The sequence below is a fragment of the uncultured Tenacibaculum sp. genome (genome assembly GCF_947495995.1).
GTDB lineage: Bacteria > Bacteroidota > Bacteroidia > Flavobacteriales > Flavobacteriaceae > Polaribacter.
In genome coordinates, this window is sequence record NZ_CANMAX010000002.1 from 639,372 (window position 1) to 656,453 (window position 17,082).

At 31.5% G+C, this 17,082-nt stretch carries 12 protein-coding genes; 2 read left to right on the forward strand and 10 right to left on the reverse strand.

Annotation, left to right across the window (positions count from 1 at the left end; genetic code table 11):
• Positions 1-20: 20 nt before the first annotated feature.
• From Q1A15_RS08130 to typA, 5 genes are all read right to left on the reverse strand, one after another.
• Positions 21-506, reverse strand: coding sequence for a hypothetical protein (locus tag Q1A15_RS08130; protein ID WP_299621500.1), 486 nt, complete (start codon positions 504-506; stop codon positions 21-23).
• 362 nt (positions 507-868) lie between these two features.
• Positions 869-2,023 (reverse strand): SAM-dependent methyltransferase, encoded by a 1,155-nt coding sequence (locus Q1A15_RS08135; protein WP_299621503.1) that lies wholly within the window; start codon positions 2,021-2,023, stop codon positions 869-871.
• Between the two features lie 44 nt (positions 2,024-2,067).
• Positions 2,068-2,514 (reverse strand): hypothetical protein, encoded by a 447-nt coding sequence (locus Q1A15_RS08140; protein ID WP_299621506.1) that lies wholly within the window; start codon positions 2,512-2,514, stop codon positions 2,068-2,070.
• 159 nt (positions 2,515-2,673) lie between these two features.
• Positions 2,674-4,074 (reverse strand): fasciclin domain-containing protein, encoded by a 1,401-nt coding sequence (locus Q1A15_RS08145; RefSeq protein ID WP_299621509.1) that lies wholly within the window; start codon positions 4,072-4,074, stop codon positions 2,674-2,676.
• A gap of 215 nt (positions 4,075-4,289) precedes the next feature.
• Positions 4,290-6,059: a translational GTPase TypA gene (typA, locus tag Q1A15_RS08150; protein ID WP_299621512.1), complete on the reverse strand. Its 1,770-nt coding sequence runs from the start codon at positions 6,057-6,059 to the stop codon at positions 4,290-4,292.
• A 176-nt stretch (positions 6,060-6,235) separates the two neighbouring features.
• Between typA and fahA the strand changes: the two genes are divergently transcribed.
• Positions 6,236-7,525, forward strand: coding sequence for a fumarylacetoacetase (gene fahA / locus Q1A15_RS08155; RefSeq protein ID WP_299621515.1), 1,290 nt, complete (start codon positions 6,236-6,238; stop codon positions 7,523-7,525).
• Between the two features lie 68 nt (positions 7,526-7,593).
• Here the strand turns inward: fahA and Q1A15_RS08160 are convergent, their stop codons facing one another.
• From Q1A15_RS08160 to Q1A15_RS08170, 3 genes are all read right to left on the reverse strand, one after another.
• Entirely contained in the window at positions 7,594-9,147 is a 1,554-nt protein-coding gene (locus Q1A15_RS08160; protein ID WP_299621518.1) for a DEAD/DEAH box helicase, read from the reverse strand.
• Between the two features lie 54 nt (positions 9,148-9,201).
• Complete coding sequence (gene ytxJ, locus Q1A15_RS08165) at positions 9,202-9,606, reverse strand: bacillithiol system redox-active protein YtxJ (protein WP_299621521.1); 405 nt, start codon at positions 9,604-9,606, stop codon at positions 9,202-9,204.
• Between the two features lie 64 nt (positions 9,607-9,670).
• A complete protein-coding gene (locus tag Q1A15_RS08170) occupies positions 9,671-12,358 on the reverse strand; it encodes a carbohydrate-binding protein (protein WP_299621524.1) in 2,688 nt (895 codons plus the stop codon).
• A gap of 156 nt (positions 12,359-12,514) precedes the next feature.
• Between Q1A15_RS08170 and clpB the strand changes: the two genes are divergently transcribed.
• Positions 12,515-15,118 carry an ATP-dependent chaperone ClpB gene (gene clpB / locus Q1A15_RS08175; protein WP_299621527.1) on the forward strand — a complete coding sequence of 868 codons (2,604 nt, stop codon included), beginning with the start codon at positions 12,515-12,517 and terminating at the stop codon, positions 15,116-15,118.
• 56 nt (positions 15,119-15,174) lie between these two features.
• Here the strand turns inward: clpB and Q1A15_RS08180 are convergent, their stop codons facing one another.
• Both Q1A15_RS08180 and Q1A15_RS08185 read right to left on the reverse strand, forming a co-directional pair.
• A complete protein-coding gene (locus Q1A15_RS08180) occupies positions 15,175-15,891 on the reverse strand; it encodes a hypothetical protein (protein ID WP_299621530.1) in 717 nt (238 codons plus the stop codon).
• 5 nt (positions 15,892-15,896) lie between these two features.
• A complete protein-coding gene (locus Q1A15_RS08185; RefSeq protein WP_299621533.1) occupies positions 15,897-17,045 on the reverse strand; it encodes a serine hydrolase domain-containing protein in 1,149 nt (382 codons plus the stop codon).
• Between the last annotated feature and the right edge of the window lie 37 nt (positions 17,046-17,082).

The following is a 17,082-nucleotide window of genomic DNA, read 5'->3' on the forward strand; positions in this document are numbered from 1 at the left end:
AAGAAATTAAATCATTACATTTAACTTATCTTGTAGAAACTATAATCCCTAAGCATTTTAATCATCCCTGTTAAGACAAACAAATATTTAGCTCTGGTCATATACAAATCAATAAACGAATTGTTTTTGGTTTGTATTTGAACTTTTCCAATTAAAAAAGTAAGTTCAAACTTGTTTTTTAATTTATGATATAGCGATTTTTGTCGAAGTTCAAAAGCATTTTCATGAGGTAGATATTTACATTCTTCTAGATCTTTTGCTTCAATTTTTGTTACTACAGATTTTTTAATGTGATATAAAGCTCGAATAGTGATTAGAATTTGTTCAGAATTCTTAAGTTTTAGTAATGCAATAGGAACGTCGTCTTCATTGATTTGTACCTGTAGATTAGTCTGTTTAAAATCAACTTCATCAAAAAAGATCAACTTACGACTATTTCTATAGTCTTTTAATCGTCTAAAAAAACGTTTGGATAATTGCTCTTTTGTTAAAGTTTTCTTTTCCATAAATACATATCAATTTACAAATATATGTCAGTTCGAGTGTTTTTTATGGAGTGTAAACGTAGTAAAAAATATATCGAGAACAGTTTGTGTAACTAGAACTTCTCGATAGTTCTGCTGAGCAATAGTCGAAGTACAAAATTATTCTTCATTACATTACAAGTAATTTTACCACCATTGACATGTTTATCTTTTCGTCATTACGATGAAGCGATAGCGAAAGAAGTAAACTACTTATCGAATATCAGATCACTTCATTCCGTTACACTACATTCGCGATGACGTTTTTCAAAATAATGTCATCATATCTGCTTGAAATTCCTTTTCTCAGGCTTCGATTTGACAATAGATTATAAAATAACCTACTACAACAACGTTTCTAAATAATGATGATCGATATGATACAACTCTTTTAAACTTTCTATTTTTTTATCGATACTTTCTATATCTTTCTTTTTGCTTGATTTACTACCAATCAGCATTACGTTTTTGTGTGTATGTTCACTGCTAATAAATTCGAAAACTTTAGTGTTGTAGTTGAATTTTTCTAAAATTAATGCACGAATGGTATCGGTAATCATTTCGAATTGACGCTCTTTAAAAATTCCATATTTTAATAACGGACTCTCCTGCTCTCTTCCTTTTACTTGCTGACGCACTTGTTTATGGCAACACGGCGCACAAATGATTAATTCAGATTTTGCCATTAAACCTTTGTAAATCGCATCATCTGTAGCAGTATCGCACGCATGTAAAGCAATTAAAATGTCAATTTTATCGTTGTCGTATTCTTGTATACGCTGCGCAATAAAGTTTAACTGATCGAAACCACTTTTTTTAGCAATATCATTACAATAATCTACCAGATATTCTCTGAGTTCAATTCCTGTAATAGAAACATTATACCCTTTTAAATTGACTAGGTAATCGTATAAAGCAAAAGTTAAATAGCCTTTACCAGAACCCATATCAACAATTTGTAGCTTTTTGTTCATATCTAAAGAAGCAATTAAACTTTCGATTACTTCTAAATATTTATTAATCTGTCGATATTTATCAGCCATTTTAGGAATTACTTTACTGCTCTTATCTATAATTCCTAGAAATTGTAAATAGCTACTTGAAAGATTTATTCTCTTTTCTTTAGGTTTATCGTGAATTTCGGGAAGTTTATTTTTAAAACTTGGTGCAGTAGTTCTGTAACTTACTTTTTTCTTCTTAGAAATCATAACTAACAAGTCCGATTCCAAAGTAAATAAAGTAGCTGCTTTGAATTTTTCTAATAACAATGTTTCTAACTCTTCACAAGCTTCTTCTACACTATAATTTTTTGTTTGATCGTTCGTGTTATATCGATACGTAAACTGTAATTGTTTTTGGTTTTTGATATTCACCAATCGTACATAAACATTAGGTAAATTAAAGCTTTTGCTTATAGGTTTACTCAATGTTAACTTTACAAAATTATCGTTTGAAATTGCTTCTTTTAAAGCCTGAAAAAGTTGTCCGAATTCATTCATTCGGCAAAGATATTAAATATTCGCAACAGCTATTTTAAAAATTACTACTCCTTTAGATTGATTTCAACTCCACCTCCGTATTTAGCTCTAAAATCATCATCAACTAGAATTTTTACAGCTATTGCTTTGTAAAATTTAGCGCTGTAAACTTCTTCGGTTTCCTCTACAAAAGCAACACCTCGTTCTCTATCTTTATAACCTGTTTCAATTTTAATTAAACCATTTGCACAGTTTTCCCATGCTTTTTGTTTCAGTTTGTTTAAAGCTTCGGTATTTGAAGCAAATTGCTCGCCTTCTACTTCTACCAAACCTAATTTTTCATACTCAAAGGCAATTTCTTCACCATCAAAAAACAGGTATAGTGATTGGTGTTTTTCTTCGCAATCTTCATTTTTAAATGCTGTATATTCAACTGAAGGTCTATATCCATAACAACCTTGAATTAAAATTGTTAACAGCATCATTAAAAATAAATAGTTACTTTTTTTCATAATTTTTCATTTAATTGGTTTCTACATTTTTGAAACAAAAAACATACCACCAACTATCGAAAAAATAGCTTTAATAAAACTTTACTATTATTTAACAAAAAGAAGAGCTACTCAAACGAGTAGCTCTTACTATTAACAAGTGTAAATATATATATCAGGTTAAGGTAATAATACCTTATCAACCCCATGAATAACTCCGTTAGTACCTTGTACGTCGTTTGTAGCTGCTCCTACAAGAATATTAACGGTTTGTGAACTAGATGTATTAATTTGCGCTCCAGAAGTTAAATCGATAGTGATTGTTCCCCCTAAAGTTGTTACATCTCCGTTCATTAATTGATCTGCTTGTACATTTGATCCACTAACTACATGATACTTTAAAACTGCATCTAAAGTAGCGATTGGAATGTCAGCTAAAGAGTTCCAGCTTGCGTTAGAGTCTAGTAATGCTTGGAAAGCTGCATTTGTTGGTGCAAAAATTGTGAATGGTCCGTCTCCTGAAAGGATAGAAACAAAGTCAGTTGTGTGTCTAGAATCTGTTAAAGCTGCAACTAAAGTTGAAAAACCAGCATTGTTTAACGCTAATGTTACAACGTTTGGTGGTAACATAACTTTATCAATTACGTGTACAACTCCGTTAGTAGCTGAAATATTAATTAAGTTTTCAACTGGTTTAGAATCTCCATTGAATTCAATTCCTCCAGTAACTTCTACTTGTAAAGAAAGTGGCTCGTCATTCGGTCCAACAGCTAATGTATTTACATACGTATCTGATAAATCTCCTGACTCAACTTTTCCGCTGATTACGTGGAATAATAATACATTCTTTAATACATCAACAGGAATATCATCTAAAGAATTCCAATCTATGTTAGAATCTAATAACGCTTGGAAAGCTGCATTTGTAGGTGCAAATACTGTAAACGGACCGTCTGCTTGTAAAGCTGAAACTAAATCTGCTCTCTCTAACGCAGCAACTAAAGAACTTAAATCTGGTGTAGAAACACCTAAATCAACAATATCTTGAATTTTACCTGGTAAAAATACTTCGTTTACTGTGTGAATTACACCATTTGAAGCTTCGATATTAAATGTGTCTCCAGATACAGATTGCTCTGCTCCTGTTACAAATCTAGTACCGCTAGATAAATCGATTGTGATTGTTCCTTGACTTAAAGTTGTTAATGTTTGACCATTTGTTAAACTTTGAGCTAATGCTTTTCCTTGTACTACGTGATATAATAAGACATTTCTCAAAACATCTACAGGAACATCATCTAAAGAACTCCATTCTGCTTTAGAATCTAATAATGCTTGAAAAGCTGCATTTGTAGGTGCGAAAACTGTAAATGGACCGTCTGCTTGTAAAGCTGAAACTAAATCTGCTCTTTGTAATGCTTGAACTAAAATTGATAGGTTGTTATCTGCTGAAGCAATTTGTACAATATCGTCTTGTTGTCCCCCGTTCATTGTATCATCGTCATCATCACAAGAAGTAAATAATCCAAAACTTAACACTAAGCCTAGAATAGCTGCTTTTTTGATTGTTTTAAATAACATTATAAGTTTGTTTTTTAGGGTTAATTTAATTGTTTAACTTTTACTTAAATTTAATAAACAAAAACTTTTTTGGCCAAAAAATATCACTTGTTTAATTTAAGTGATGTTCAAATATAACGATTTTGTTTAACTTTTATTATGTTAACATAAACAAAACAGCTTTTAACATAAAAAAACACCCAAAAAAGGGTGTTTTTAACAATATCTTAAGATTTCTACCTGAAATTTATCTTTCTGATTCTTAAACTTTCTGGAGTAACTTCTAAATACTCATCGTCTTTAATATATTCCATACACTCTTCTAAAGACATATCGATTTTCGGTGCAATTTTAACTCCATCATCAGATCCAGAAGCACGAACGTTAGTTAACTTCTTTCCTTTAATTAAGTTTACAGCTAAATCGTCTTGCTTTGCATTTTCTCCAACAACCTGACCTTTATATATTTCTTGGTTAGGATCGATAAAGAACTTTCCTCTGTCTTGTAATCTATCAATCGCATAAGCTGTAGCTTTTCCACTTTCAGAAGAAACAATTGCTCCGTTTACTAAATCAGAGAACTCACCTTTGTAAGCATCATAACCTCTTAAACGGTGGTTGATAATAGCTTCACCTTGCGTTGCAGTTAATAATTTATTACGTAAACCGATTAAACCTCTTGAAGGAATATCAAACTCTAAGTGTTGTAAATCTCCTTTTGGCTCCATTACTAATAAATCTCCTTTACGCATAGTTACCAAGTTAATTGCTTTACTTGCTAACTCTTCAGGAACATCAATTACTAATGTTTCATATGGCTCACATTTCGTTCCGTCGATGTCTTTTAAAATTACTTGTGGACGACCAACTTGTAATTCGTATCCTTCTCTACGCATCGTTTCAATTAAAACTGATAAGTGAAGAATACCACGACCAAATACATTAAACTTATCTTCTGTATCTGTATCTTCGATACGTAATGCTAAGTTTTTCTCTGTTTCTTTATATAAACGATCACGTAAATGACGAGAAGTTACATATTTTCCTTCTTTACCATAGAAAGGAGAATTGTTAATTGTAAATAACATACTCATCGTAGGTTTATCTACTTCAATTCTTGGTAAAGCTTCTGGACTTTCTAAATCAGCGATAGTATCACCAATTTCAAAATCATCAATTCCTGTAACAGCACAAATATCACCACTACGAACTTTATCAGTTTCTACTTTACCCATTCCTTCGAAAACATGTAATTCTTTGATACGAACTTTCTTTGTAGTTCCATCAGCTTTACATAACATGTAATCTTTATTCTTTTCTAAATCTCCTCTATATACTCTACCGATAGCAATTCTTCCTTTAAATGAAGAATAATCTAACGAAGTAATTTGCATTTGCGGAGTTCCTTCTCTGTATGGTGCTTCAGGAATAGTTTCTAAAACAGCATCTAATAAAGGAATAATGTTTTCAGTTTGATCTTGCCAATCTGTACTCATCCAACCATTCTTAGCAGAACCATAAATAGTTGTAAAGTCTAATTGCTCTTCTGTAGCTTCTAAAGCAAACATTAAGTCGAATACTTTTTCGTGTACTAAATCTGGTGTACAGTTTTCTTTATCAACTTTATTTACTACTACGATAGGTGTTAATCCTAACTCTAATGCTTTTCCTAATACGAAACGTGTTTGTGGCATTGGTCCTTCAAAAGCATCTACCAATAATAAAACTCCATCTGCCATTTTTAATACACGCTCTACTTCTCCACCGAAATCGGCGTGACCAGGAGTATCGATTACATTAATTTTTACTCCTTTATAGTTTACAGAAACGTTTTTAGATAAAATTGTAATTCCGCGCTCTCTTTCTAAATCGTTGTTATCTAACAATAAATCTTTACGCTCTTTACGCTCATCTAATATTTTAGCCTGATCTATAATTTTATCTACTAAAGTAGTTTTACCATGATCTACGTGGGCTATAATTGCTATATTTCTTATGGATTGCATAGTGCTACATTAATTTGCCGCAAAAGTAGTGTTTCACATTGAATTGCACTAATAATGAAGAACATATTTATTTTTAACTTATTTATAGGAAAAATATCTGCTTTTTTTAGCCTGTAAAGTTTGTTGTGAATTGAAAAAATATGTAGGTTTGATGAAACAATTAACTAAAAAACGAAATGGAAATAACAGCCAATAACCCTAACAGAAAATCGTGGTTAAAAGTTGAAGAAACTTCAGATTTCCCAATTCAAAATATACCTTTTGGAGTTTTCTTAACTCGTGATGATATTATTACTATTGGAACAAGAATTGGTGATTTTGCAATTGATTTAGGTGCCTTACATCAATTAGGTTACTTTGAAGGTATTCCATTAACTGACGATATTTTTTTACAAGATACATTAAATGACTTTATCGCTGATGGTAGAAAAACTTGGCGATTAGTTAGAAATAGAATTGCTGATATCTTTGATGTTAAGAACGGTAAACTTCGTGATAATGCAGATCATAAAGATAAAATTATCTTTAGAATGGATGAGATCGAAATGCTTTTACCAGTTCAAGTTGGAGATTATACAGATTTTTATGCTAGTAAAGAACACGCGACTAATGTAGGAAGCTTATTTAGAGATCCTAAAAACGCTTTATTACCAAACTGGTTACACATTCCTATTGGTTACCACGGAAGAAGTTCTTCTATTATTCCTTCAGGAACTCCAATTCGTAGACCAATTGGTCAATCTAGACCTACTGAAGAAGGTGGAGTACCAGGTTTTGGGCCTTCAAAATTATTAGATTTTGAATTAGAAATGGCGTTTATCACTACGGTATCAAATGATTTGGGTGATCGTATTGCTGTAGAAGAAGCTGAAGATTATATCTTTGGTTTAGTTTTATTTAATGATTGGTCTGCAAGAGACATTCAAGCATGGGAATACCAACCACTTGGACCTTTCTTAGGTAAAAACTTTGCTTCTACAATTTCTCCTTGGATTGTTACTTTAGATGCTTTAGAGCCTTTTAGAGTAAATAACCCAAAACAAGAACCACAACCATTACCTTATTTGCAGCACGAAGGTAAACACAGTTTCGATATTAATTTACAGATGGCAATTCAGCCAGAAAACGAGAAAGAAACTGTAGTTTGTAATTCTAACTTTAAGTATATGTATTGGACAATGGCACAACAATTAGCACACCATACAGTAAATGGATGTCCTGTTGAAGCTGGTGACATGATGGGAAGTGGAACTATTTCTGGACCAACTGAAGATAGTTTTGGTTCGATGTTGGAATTAACATGGAGAGGACAAAATCCTATCAAAATGAATGATGGTAGTGAGCGTAAATTTATTAACGATCATGATACTGTTATTATGAGAGGTTATTCTCAAAACAATGAAGTAAGAATTGGATTTGGAGAATGTACTGGTAAAATTTTACCTGCTAAACCATTCAAAAAGTAAATCACAATACTTAACATAAACAAAAAAACCATTTCTAATTAGAAATGGTTTTTTATTTGCTTTATATTTTATTCTTCTGGTGGTGGATGACCAAAAATATCTTCATAAACTTCATCAAAGTTTGCTCTGATATAAGAATGCAATTTCTTTCTATAATCGTCTTGAAGCCAATCAATAAAATTGTGAGTTGATTTACAAATACATTTAGAATATCTGTGAATTCTATCGTCTATATCTCCTCCTAATTTCTTTGCTAAGATTAATGCATCAAATACATCTTCACTATTTTCAACACACATGCGAGTATGGTGTTCGATAGATTTTTCTAATACTTTCTTAGAACTTTGACCAGATTGAATCGTATCTACATATACTCTTTTAACGTCGAAGTATAAATCTTCTTCCTTAGTATTTGCAAATTCTTTTCTTACATCTTCTGGCAATTCATATTTAAAAGTACTCTCAATATCTTCATCTGTTAATAGATTATCTAGGTAGAAGTTTGGAGCTCTAAACATTTTTTGCCAATCTAAATCAGCACCCCAAGGTCCGAATCTATGGAAGTTATTTCCTAAATCAATTACATTAAAGTGAGATTTCCCTGGAATAATACGAGAACCACGACCAATCATCTGATAATATAACGTTAACGATTTTGTCGCTCTGTTTAATATGATAGACTGAACTGAAGGTTCATCGAAACCAGTAGTTAAAATACTTACCGATGTTATAATAGCATTTGGAGTTTGATTAAACCATTTTAAGATCGCATCTCTTTCCTTCTTAGTATTTGTATTGTCTAAGTGTGCAATAGGATATCCTGCTCTTTTAAAAGTATCGTATACATATAAAGATGTATTAATACCATTATTAAAGATTAAAGTTTTAGTTCCTTTTGCTCTTTCTTCATAAGCTTGTAAAAGCTTAGATAACATGTTTGTATTGGTATAAAGATCTTCCGAAGATTTTACAGTATAATCTCCATTAGCTCCTACTTCAAGAGAAGTTAAACCAACATTATATGAGTACACATTAGCTTTAGCTAAATATTCATTATCAATAAGTGCCGCAATTGTTTCACCAACGATTAAATGATCGTAGTTATCTTTCATTGGCATTTTGATGTTAGAACTCAAAGGAGTTGCTGTTACACCTAAAATGAAAGATTTATTGAAGAACTTAAATAACTTTGTAAAAGAATTGTAATGTGCCTCATCAATAATGACTAAACCAACATCAGAAATATCAAGAATATCATCATTTAAACGATTATTTAATGTTTCCACCATGGCAACAAAACAATCATAATCTCCCTGATCATTCAAATCCGCTTTACTGTCAATAATTTTATTTTCTACACCAAACTCTCCAAGCATTCTAGCTGTTTGTTTACACAATTCGATTCGGTGTGTCATTATTAAAACTTTCTTTTGATAATGTTTTAAATACTGACGAGTAATCTCAGAGAATATAACTGTTTTACCACCTCCTGTTGGAAGTTGATATAACAAATGATAATTCTCAGGAGCATTTTCAAAACTTTTAAATATCTTGAATAATGCTTCCTTTTGGTAGTTATATAGGCTTTTTCCGACTTTGTTTTTTGACTCTGTAGCGCTCAAAAGGTTAATTTTTTTGAAAGCTCAAAAATACAACCTATTTGTAAAACCTACCTATTATTTTATGATTTTTTCTAAATCAATTTGAGTGATATCGTAATGTGATGCATGTAAAACCGCCTCTCCTTTATTAATTAAAAGAAACTGAGGTGATTGATGTAAAACTTGATATTCGTATCCAACTTCGCTAGAAACGTCTCTATAGTTTAATAAATCTATATAAAAGATATCAATCTTCTCATTTAACTCTTTTGGGAATGACTGATCAAAGTTTTTAATCACTGTTTTACTAATAGCACAACGTGTAGAATGCTTAAAAATACCTACTGGTTTGTTGTGTGATCTTTTAGTCACTTGCTTAATTTGATCTACCGATTTTAACGGAATCCAATTGATATTATTCTCTTTTACTTCTTTCTTTTGTTCTGATGATTTCTTAAAAATATTTCCAAAAACTCCCATTATTCCTTAGTTATAAAAATTATTTTTCTTGTGTAGTCTCGAATTACTTCGATTACTTACAAAGTTACTTCTTAATAATCTTATAGGAAACATCTTTCTGTTTAGATTTTAAAAAATAGATTCCTTGAGGTAATTCTTCAATATGAATTTCATTTGAATTAGAAGTTAATACAACTGTTTTTAGCTTTCTTCCTTTTATATCAAAAAGACTGAAGTTAATATCTTCTCGTAAACCTTCAATTTTTATAATATCATTAGAAGGATTAGGGTATACTTTTACTGCTAAAGCATCAATATCATCAACAGATAAAACTCCAGCATCAACTCTTAACCAATCTACATTAAATAAAAAGCTACTTCCACCAACAAAAGTTGCTGTTAATGTTTGTATACCTCGTTCTAACTTTAATGTTGAAAAAACTTCTTGCCAAGCTTGCCACCCGCCTGTATTTGCAATCGTTGTAATTACAGATTCTGATCCTGTTTTATCTGAAGTTAGTTGAATTCCTCCTCCTCTACTTGCACTAGCTACATTATAAGTGATGGTATACGTTCCTGTTTGTGGAATATTGATTTTATAGGCTGAAAAATCATTATTTTCAATAAAACCTAAATTCGTAACTCCACTTACATTAGTTTCAATATCTACACCTTGTTCATTATTATAGTCCTCAGCTTCTATTTTTACTCCTACTTGGTGTAAAATATCACATCTGTTATCTTTATCATCATCACAATTATCTGAGTTATTCGCTACGTAACCATTAGGTTTACTACAAGCTTCTAAAGTACTATTACGATCTCCTAAACCATCATCATCTGCATCTTTATACCAAACAACCGGAGTACAACCACAAGATTCTCCAGGTAAATTATAACAAGAACCATTTGCTCCTTCAGATAATTTCCAATCCGGACCAGGAATCCAATCGTCTCCTAATTCATAAGCACCTACATCTGGAGAAGCGCCTTTAAAACCATCTGTATATCCTGTAATTTCTCTTCCAAAATCTATTGCAGCTGAACCTGCTTTCAATTTAAAATCGTTGTTCTCATGATCTACAAAAGAAGTCTTATTCACTAAATTATTCTGTTTATCAGACTGTGTCTCCCAAGTTCCCTCTGTTTCTTGATTCCCTCCTTGATCTGTTGCATTTCTATCAGTAATATTATTCCACACCTTAACATTCGTAAACATGGTTCCGGCTTTATGCCAAGCTCCCATTGTTCCGCCTTTTGCTTTTACTAGAGTATTATTGAAAATGTCAATATCTTTTCCATCCCAATTAATTTGAATGTTAGTCCACTCTACATTCCAAACAACATTTCTATAAATTCTCACATTCTCGGCATCGTTATCTAAATAAATACCCGCTGCTTTTTTTAATCTTCCTCTACTTTCAGCATCATGAAACCAGTTATGGTGAATATCTAGATTTAAACCTTTATTAATAGTATACAGCAACGCACAATCATCAGCAATTAAATTACTCTGAGATATATCGTTCCAAGCTACTTCAGAATTTTTATTAACGATTTGGATAGCATCTCTTCCTCCTCTTGAAATATTGTTATTTAAAATCTTAGTGTCTACTCCACCTCTAGCCATTATTGGGGCATCGTAAGAACCTAAAAAATCAAAATCGTGTACATAATTGTTTTTAATTATTGAAGCCGTACCTGAATCCCAAATACCTGTTGCATCTCCAAAACCAATTTCTGAATGTTCTATAATTGTATTTCTAGAACCGTGTTTTATATCAACAGCATTAATTCCTGAATTAAAATTAGGATTAATTCCTCTTGTCATACTTCCATATAAAACTGTAACTCTATTTAATTTATTCCCTGTTCCTTTTATTAAAATATTTCCACCAAACAATGCTAAATTTTCAATATGAATATAACTACGACCTTGTAAATCTGCAGTTATTTCTCTTCTCGACATTTGTACTTCACCATCATTTGGTTTAATTCCGCCAGGTAATTGTACAAAGAGTGTACTTGTAGTAGCATCGAAATACCATTCGTTCTGATAATCTAAAGCTTCTTTAATACCTTCTAAATAATAATCTCCTAAATCTCCTGGAGGATGTGATCCGATAATCCAATTTTGATTTTTAATTGCATCAAAATTTACACGACCAGAAGATTGACTTTTAATCCAAGCTCTCCAAGTTGTCCAGCCAGATCCTGGGCGATCACCGTAAAACATTATTGAACCTCCATTTGCCCAATTCCAATTTGGAATTTCAGTATCAGTTAAAAACGCGTTTACAGAAACTTCATCTTGACTTCCTCCATCATTTCGTAAAGAATTTAAAGTAAAACGATCACCATCAGTATTATTTGGCCATCTAGCTAAATCTAAAACTGTAGTTCCATTCATCACAAAATTACGTTGACCTAAATCCCAATTCACAGTAGTTTTCCATCGTCCATCACCATCAGCAGTCCAATTACTTAACGATTTCATTGCTGAAATCACCACATTTTCTCCAGGGTAAGATTTAAAAACTATTGGATTTCCTGCTTCACCTGATCTGGATGGTTTTATGGTTTCTTCATATTTTCCTTCACGAATCAATACAACATTTCCTGGTCTTGCTACTTCACAAGCTTTCGCTATTGTTAAAAAAGGATCGTTTTCACCTCCAGAATTTGCATCATTTCCATTTTTGGCAACATATATATTTTGTGCATACGTTGTACTTATTGTAAAGATTACAAGGAGTTTAATTAAAGATTTCATTTGGTTTTTAGGGATTTATTAGTTGGTTATAGTGTTTAAAAACAACTCAATAACGACAAGATTACAGGATTATTATCAATAAAAAGTCAAATTGACATATTTTTTCTAATGGAATGTATTTTGACTATTACTGGATGAAATAAAAAAGTTGAGAAAATGAATTTCAATAACTATACAATAAAATCACAAGAGACTGTCCAACTTGCACAACAAATAACGCAAGAGTACAGTCACAATCAAATCGAAAACGAACACTTTTTCAAGGCTTTATTACAAGTAGATGAAAACGTGCTTCCGTACATATTAAAGAAATTAAATGTAAATATTGATTTAATTTCAAGCATATTAGATCAACAATTACATAGTTTCCCAAAGGTAAATGGTGCAGAAATTTTACTATCTAGAGAAGCTACAAAAACGTTGAATGAAGCTAGTATTATAGCAAAAAAAATGAACGATGAGTATGTTTCTGTTGAGCATCTAATTCTAGCTATTTTCAATTCTAAAAGTCAAATTGCACAACTTTTAAAAGATCAAGGTATAAACCAAAAGAGTTTAAAAGCTGCAATAGAAGAATTACGTAAAGGAAATCGTGTTACTTCACAAAGCGCAGAAGAATCGTACAATTCTTTAAATAAATATGCTAAAAACTTAAACCAATTAGCACAAGATGGAAAGCTAGATCCTGTGATTGGTAGAGATGAAGAAATTAGAAGATTACTTCAAATTTTATCTCGTAGAACTAAAAACAATCCAATTCTTGTTGGAGAACCTGGAACAGGAAAAACAGCTATAGCCGAAGGATTAGCACACCGTATTATTAAAGGAGATATTCCTGAAAACTTAAAAGATAAGCAGATTTATTCTTTAGATATGGGAGCTTTAATTGCTGGTGCAAAGTTTAAAGGTGAATTTGAAGAGCGTTTAAAAGCAGTTGTAAAAGAAGTAACTTCATCTGAAGGAGACATCGTATTATTTATTGATGAAATCCACACTTTAGTTGGTGCTGGTGGCGGACAAGGCGCTATGGATGCTGCTAATATTTTAAAACCTGCATTAGCTCGTGGTGAACTTCGTGCTATTGGAGCAACTACTTTAGATGAATATCAAAAGTATTTTGAACAAGACAAAGCTTTAGAACGTCGTTTTCAAAAAGTATTGGTAGATGAACCCGATACTGAAAGTGCAATTTCTATCCTGAGAGGAATTAAAGAAAAATATGAAACACACCATAAAGTTCGTATTAAAGATGAAGCCATTATTGGTGCTGTAGAATTATCTCAACGTTACATTACGAGTCGATTTTTACCTGATAAGGCGATTGATTTGATGGATGAAGCTGCAGCTAAGCTTCGCATGGAAATTAATTCTAAACCAGAAGAATTAGATGTTTTAGATCGAAGAATTATGCAGTTAGAAATTGAAATCGAAGCGATTAAACGTGAAAATGACGATCTTAAATTAAAATCTTTAAATGCTGAATTAGCAAATTTAAAAGAAGAAAGAAACGATATTAATGCTAAATGGCAATCTGAAAAAAGTACGGTTGATGCAATTCAAACTTTAAAAACTGATATCGAAAATTATAAGCTAGAAGCAGAAAAAGCTGAGCGAAATGGTGATTATGGTAGAGTTGCAGAACTTCGATATGGTAAAATAAAAGAGGCGCAAGAAGAATTAGAACGTCAACAAGAAATTTTAATTCAAGAAAGTGATAACGCTTTAATTAAAGAGGAAGTTACTTACGATGATATTGCTGAAGTTGTTGCAAAGTGGACTGGGATTCCAGTTACTAAAATGTTACAATCTGAGCGTGAGAAATTATTACGTTTAGAAGAAGAATTGCATAAACGTGTAGTTGGACAAGAAGAAGCTATTGAAGCAGTTTCTGATGCTGTTAGGAGATCTAGAGCCGGACTTCAAAATCCGAATAAACCCATTGGTTCTTTCCTTTTCTTAGGAACAACTGGTGTTGGTAAAACAGAATTAGCAAAAGCTTTAGCTTCTTATTTATTTGATGATGAAAACGCGATGACCAGAATTGATATGAGTGAATATCAAGAACGTCATGCTGTTAGTAGATTAGTTGGCGCGCCTCCTGGATATGTTGGTTATGATGAAGGTGGACAATTAACTGAAGCTGTTAGACGTAAACCGTATTCAGTAATTTTATTAGATGAGATTGAAAAAGCGCATCCAGATACATTTAATATACTTTTACAAGTTTTAGATGAAGGAAGGTTAACCGATAATAAAGGTCGTTTAGCTGACTTTAAAAATGCGATAATTATCATGACTTCTAACATGGGAAGTCATATTATTCAAGAGAAATACAATACTATGAATGGAGCTGTAGAAGCTTCAATGGAATTAGCGAAAGAGGAAGTATTAAGTCTCTTAAAACAAAGTGTTCGACCTGAATTCTTAAATCGTATCGATGATATCATCATGTTTACTCCTTTAACTAAGGAAAACATCAAATCTATTGTAGAATTACAATTGAATCATGTTAAAAAAACTGTTGCAGCACAGAATATTACTCTGGATGCAACTGAGCAAGCAATTAATTATTTAGCGGAAAAAGGTTTTCAACCTGAATTCGGTGCTAGACCAGTAAAACGTGTTATTCAAAAGCAAGTATTAAACTTACTGTCTAAAGAAATTTTAGCAGGAAAAATATCTAGTGATAGTTTGATTCTTCTAGATGAATTTGACGACAATTTAGTCTTTAGAAATCCGATACATGACGAAGAGGAATAAATACAAAAGGAAGGTTTTTAAACCTTCCTTTTTTTATTGTCTTTTCTCAAAAAAACTTAAAACGAGTTTCTACGCTTATATATTCGCTCTTCATCTCTATTAGTATCTGATAAACCTATCATAATCAACTCCTTTTCGTTTACACTCACTTTCCAGCTTTCTAATTTATCATCTTTCGAATGCGGAATTAAAGTGATGTGAGGTTTATGTCCGTGAATATGCCAATAGCCTGTTGTTTTCTTTCCTTCAGGATTAAAATTCAAATAAATTCTATCCCATCTGATAAACAATTTGTGTTTGTTATTTTTATCATATGTTTTTGTAATACTTTTTCCTTTCTTTTTAATGTCTTCTAAATCCCAAATTCCTTCTAAATAGTCTGCTGGCGACATGGGTAATTCTTTAATTTTTGACAATGTAACTTTCACATTTTGTCCTTCTTCTACTCTACTCCAACACATTTTATTGTTCTCAAAAGTTACAGAAAAACCTCCAAATTCATCAGCAACATCTAAAACATCAACTGCTGAATAAATATTGGTTTTTGTATCAAAATTCCATTTTCCTTTCGCATTCTGTAACCATCCATTTCCAGAAGCATAAGTTCCATCAGAATTTATTTGAGTCCATTTTGCAACTGGTGTCATATTTTGATTCCCTACAACCACATTTTTAATTTCCCATAAACCAATTAACTTTTCTTTTTGCGCGTTACTAGTAGTTGTAATTAACATCAAAGCAACTAAAACTAATGTGTACTGTTTTCTTTTCATCTTATTTATTGAATTAAAATTTTCACGATTTCTTGAGCTAATTTCATCTCATTTGTTCGATTACCTACATTACTTAAAAAACTCATTACAAACTCTTGATTATTGATATTAATTAGCATTGCTTTATAACCGTCTGTACTTCCGCCATGAATAATATACGGCTGAGTTATTTCTAAGTTTCCAATCTTACTTTTATGCTCTTCATCTACTACAAACCATCCGTAACCATAACTAACATTTGATGTTTTTTCTTGATAATTTTGCAACATCAACTTCAGTGAAGATTGAGATAACCATCCAGGATTACTCATAACTTGCGCCCATTTATTTAAATCTGAAGGAGTAGAAAAAATTCGTCTTCCTAAGCTTAAATCGATATATGGTGTAATTTGCCAATTCTTATGTTGAACATCGTAAGTATAAGCTTTAACTAAACTAGGAATAATATTTTCATTTCTACTTTCAGAAACCGTGTGTTTTAATCCTAAAGGAACTGTTAAGTTTTCTTTTAAAACTTCGTTGAAAGGCTTGTTATAAGCAGTTTCTAAAATTATTGCTATCAAATGATAAGCAAAATTACTGTAGTAGAATTTTTGATTAGGTTTGCTTACAGGTTTAAGTTGACTTATAAAATCCACATATTCTTCATTCGTAAATCGTAATCTTTTAAATTTCAAAAATCCATTCTCTTTCAGTTCTAAAGAAACACTATCATAATCTGGCAATCCTGAACGATGACAAAGCATTTGATGTAGTGTAATTTCTGAATCAAATTGACCAGAGTATTTAAAATCAGAAAGTAAATCGACCAATTTATCTTCTAGATTTAACAACTTATTTTCTACAGCTTTTAACACCAATCCAGCAATCATTGATTTATTTACTGAAGCAATATCAAATTTCATGTTCCTGCGCATTGGAATGTTTAGACTTCTATCTGCAATCCCAAAGTAGTTTTCGTATAAAATTTCTCCTTTCTTTGAAATTACAACGCCTCCATGAAATTTATCTTCTTTAAGCTTGTGCTGAAATAAAGTATCTATTTGCTGAACTCTAAAATCTAAATCTTTAATTATAGATTCTTTTTCTTTAGAATTGCATCCTATATTCAGGAAGATTATTATTAAAAAAGTGATAAAAACTGATGTTCTCATTTATGATTTATTCTTTCACAAATATGAAAACTTAAAT

Excerpts from the sequence above, each read along its gene's own strand:
- Q1A15_RS08130 (WP_299621500.1), bottom strand. The coding sequence starts at position 506 with ATGGAAAAGAAAACTTTAACAAAAGAGCAATTATCCAAACGTTTTTTT.
- Q1A15_RS08135 (WP_299621503.1), bottom strand. The coding sequence starts at position 2,023 with ATGAATGAATTCGGACAACTTTTTCAGGCTTTAAAAGAAGCAATTTCA.
- Q1A15_RS08140 (WP_299621506.1), bottom strand. The coding sequence starts at position 2,514 with ATGAAAAAAAGTAACTATTTATTTTTAATGATGCTGTTAACAATTTTA.
- Q1A15_RS08145 (WP_299621509.1), bottom strand. The coding sequence starts at position 4,074 with ATGTTATTTAAAACAATCAAAAAAGCAGCTATTCTAGGCTTAGTGTTA.
- typA (WP_299621512.1), bottom strand. The coding sequence starts at position 6,059 with ATGCAATCCATAAGAAATATAGCAATTATAGCCCACGTAGATCATGGT.
- fahA (WP_299621515.1), top strand. The coding sequence starts at position 6,236 with ATGGAAATAACAGCCAATAACCCTAACAGAAAATCGTGGTTAAAAGTT.
- ytxJ (WP_299621521.1), bottom strand. The coding sequence starts at position 9,606 with ATGGGAGTTTTTGGAAATATTTTTAAGAAATCATCAGAACAAAAGAAA.
- Q1A15_RS08170 (WP_299621524.1), bottom strand. The coding sequence starts at position 12,358 with ATGAAATCTTTAATTAAACTCCTTGTAATCTTTACAATAAGTACAACG.
- clpB (WP_299621527.1), top strand. The coding sequence starts at position 12,515 with ATGAATTTCAATAACTATACAATAAAATCACAAGAGACTGTCCAACTT.
- Q1A15_RS08180 (WP_299621530.1), bottom strand. The coding sequence starts at position 15,891 with ATGAAAAGAAAACAGTACACATTAGTTTTAGTTGCTTTGATGTTAATT.
- Q1A15_RS08185 (WP_299621533.1), bottom strand. The coding sequence starts at position 17,045 with ATGAGAACATCAGTTTTTATCACTTTTTTAATAATAATCTTCCTGAAT.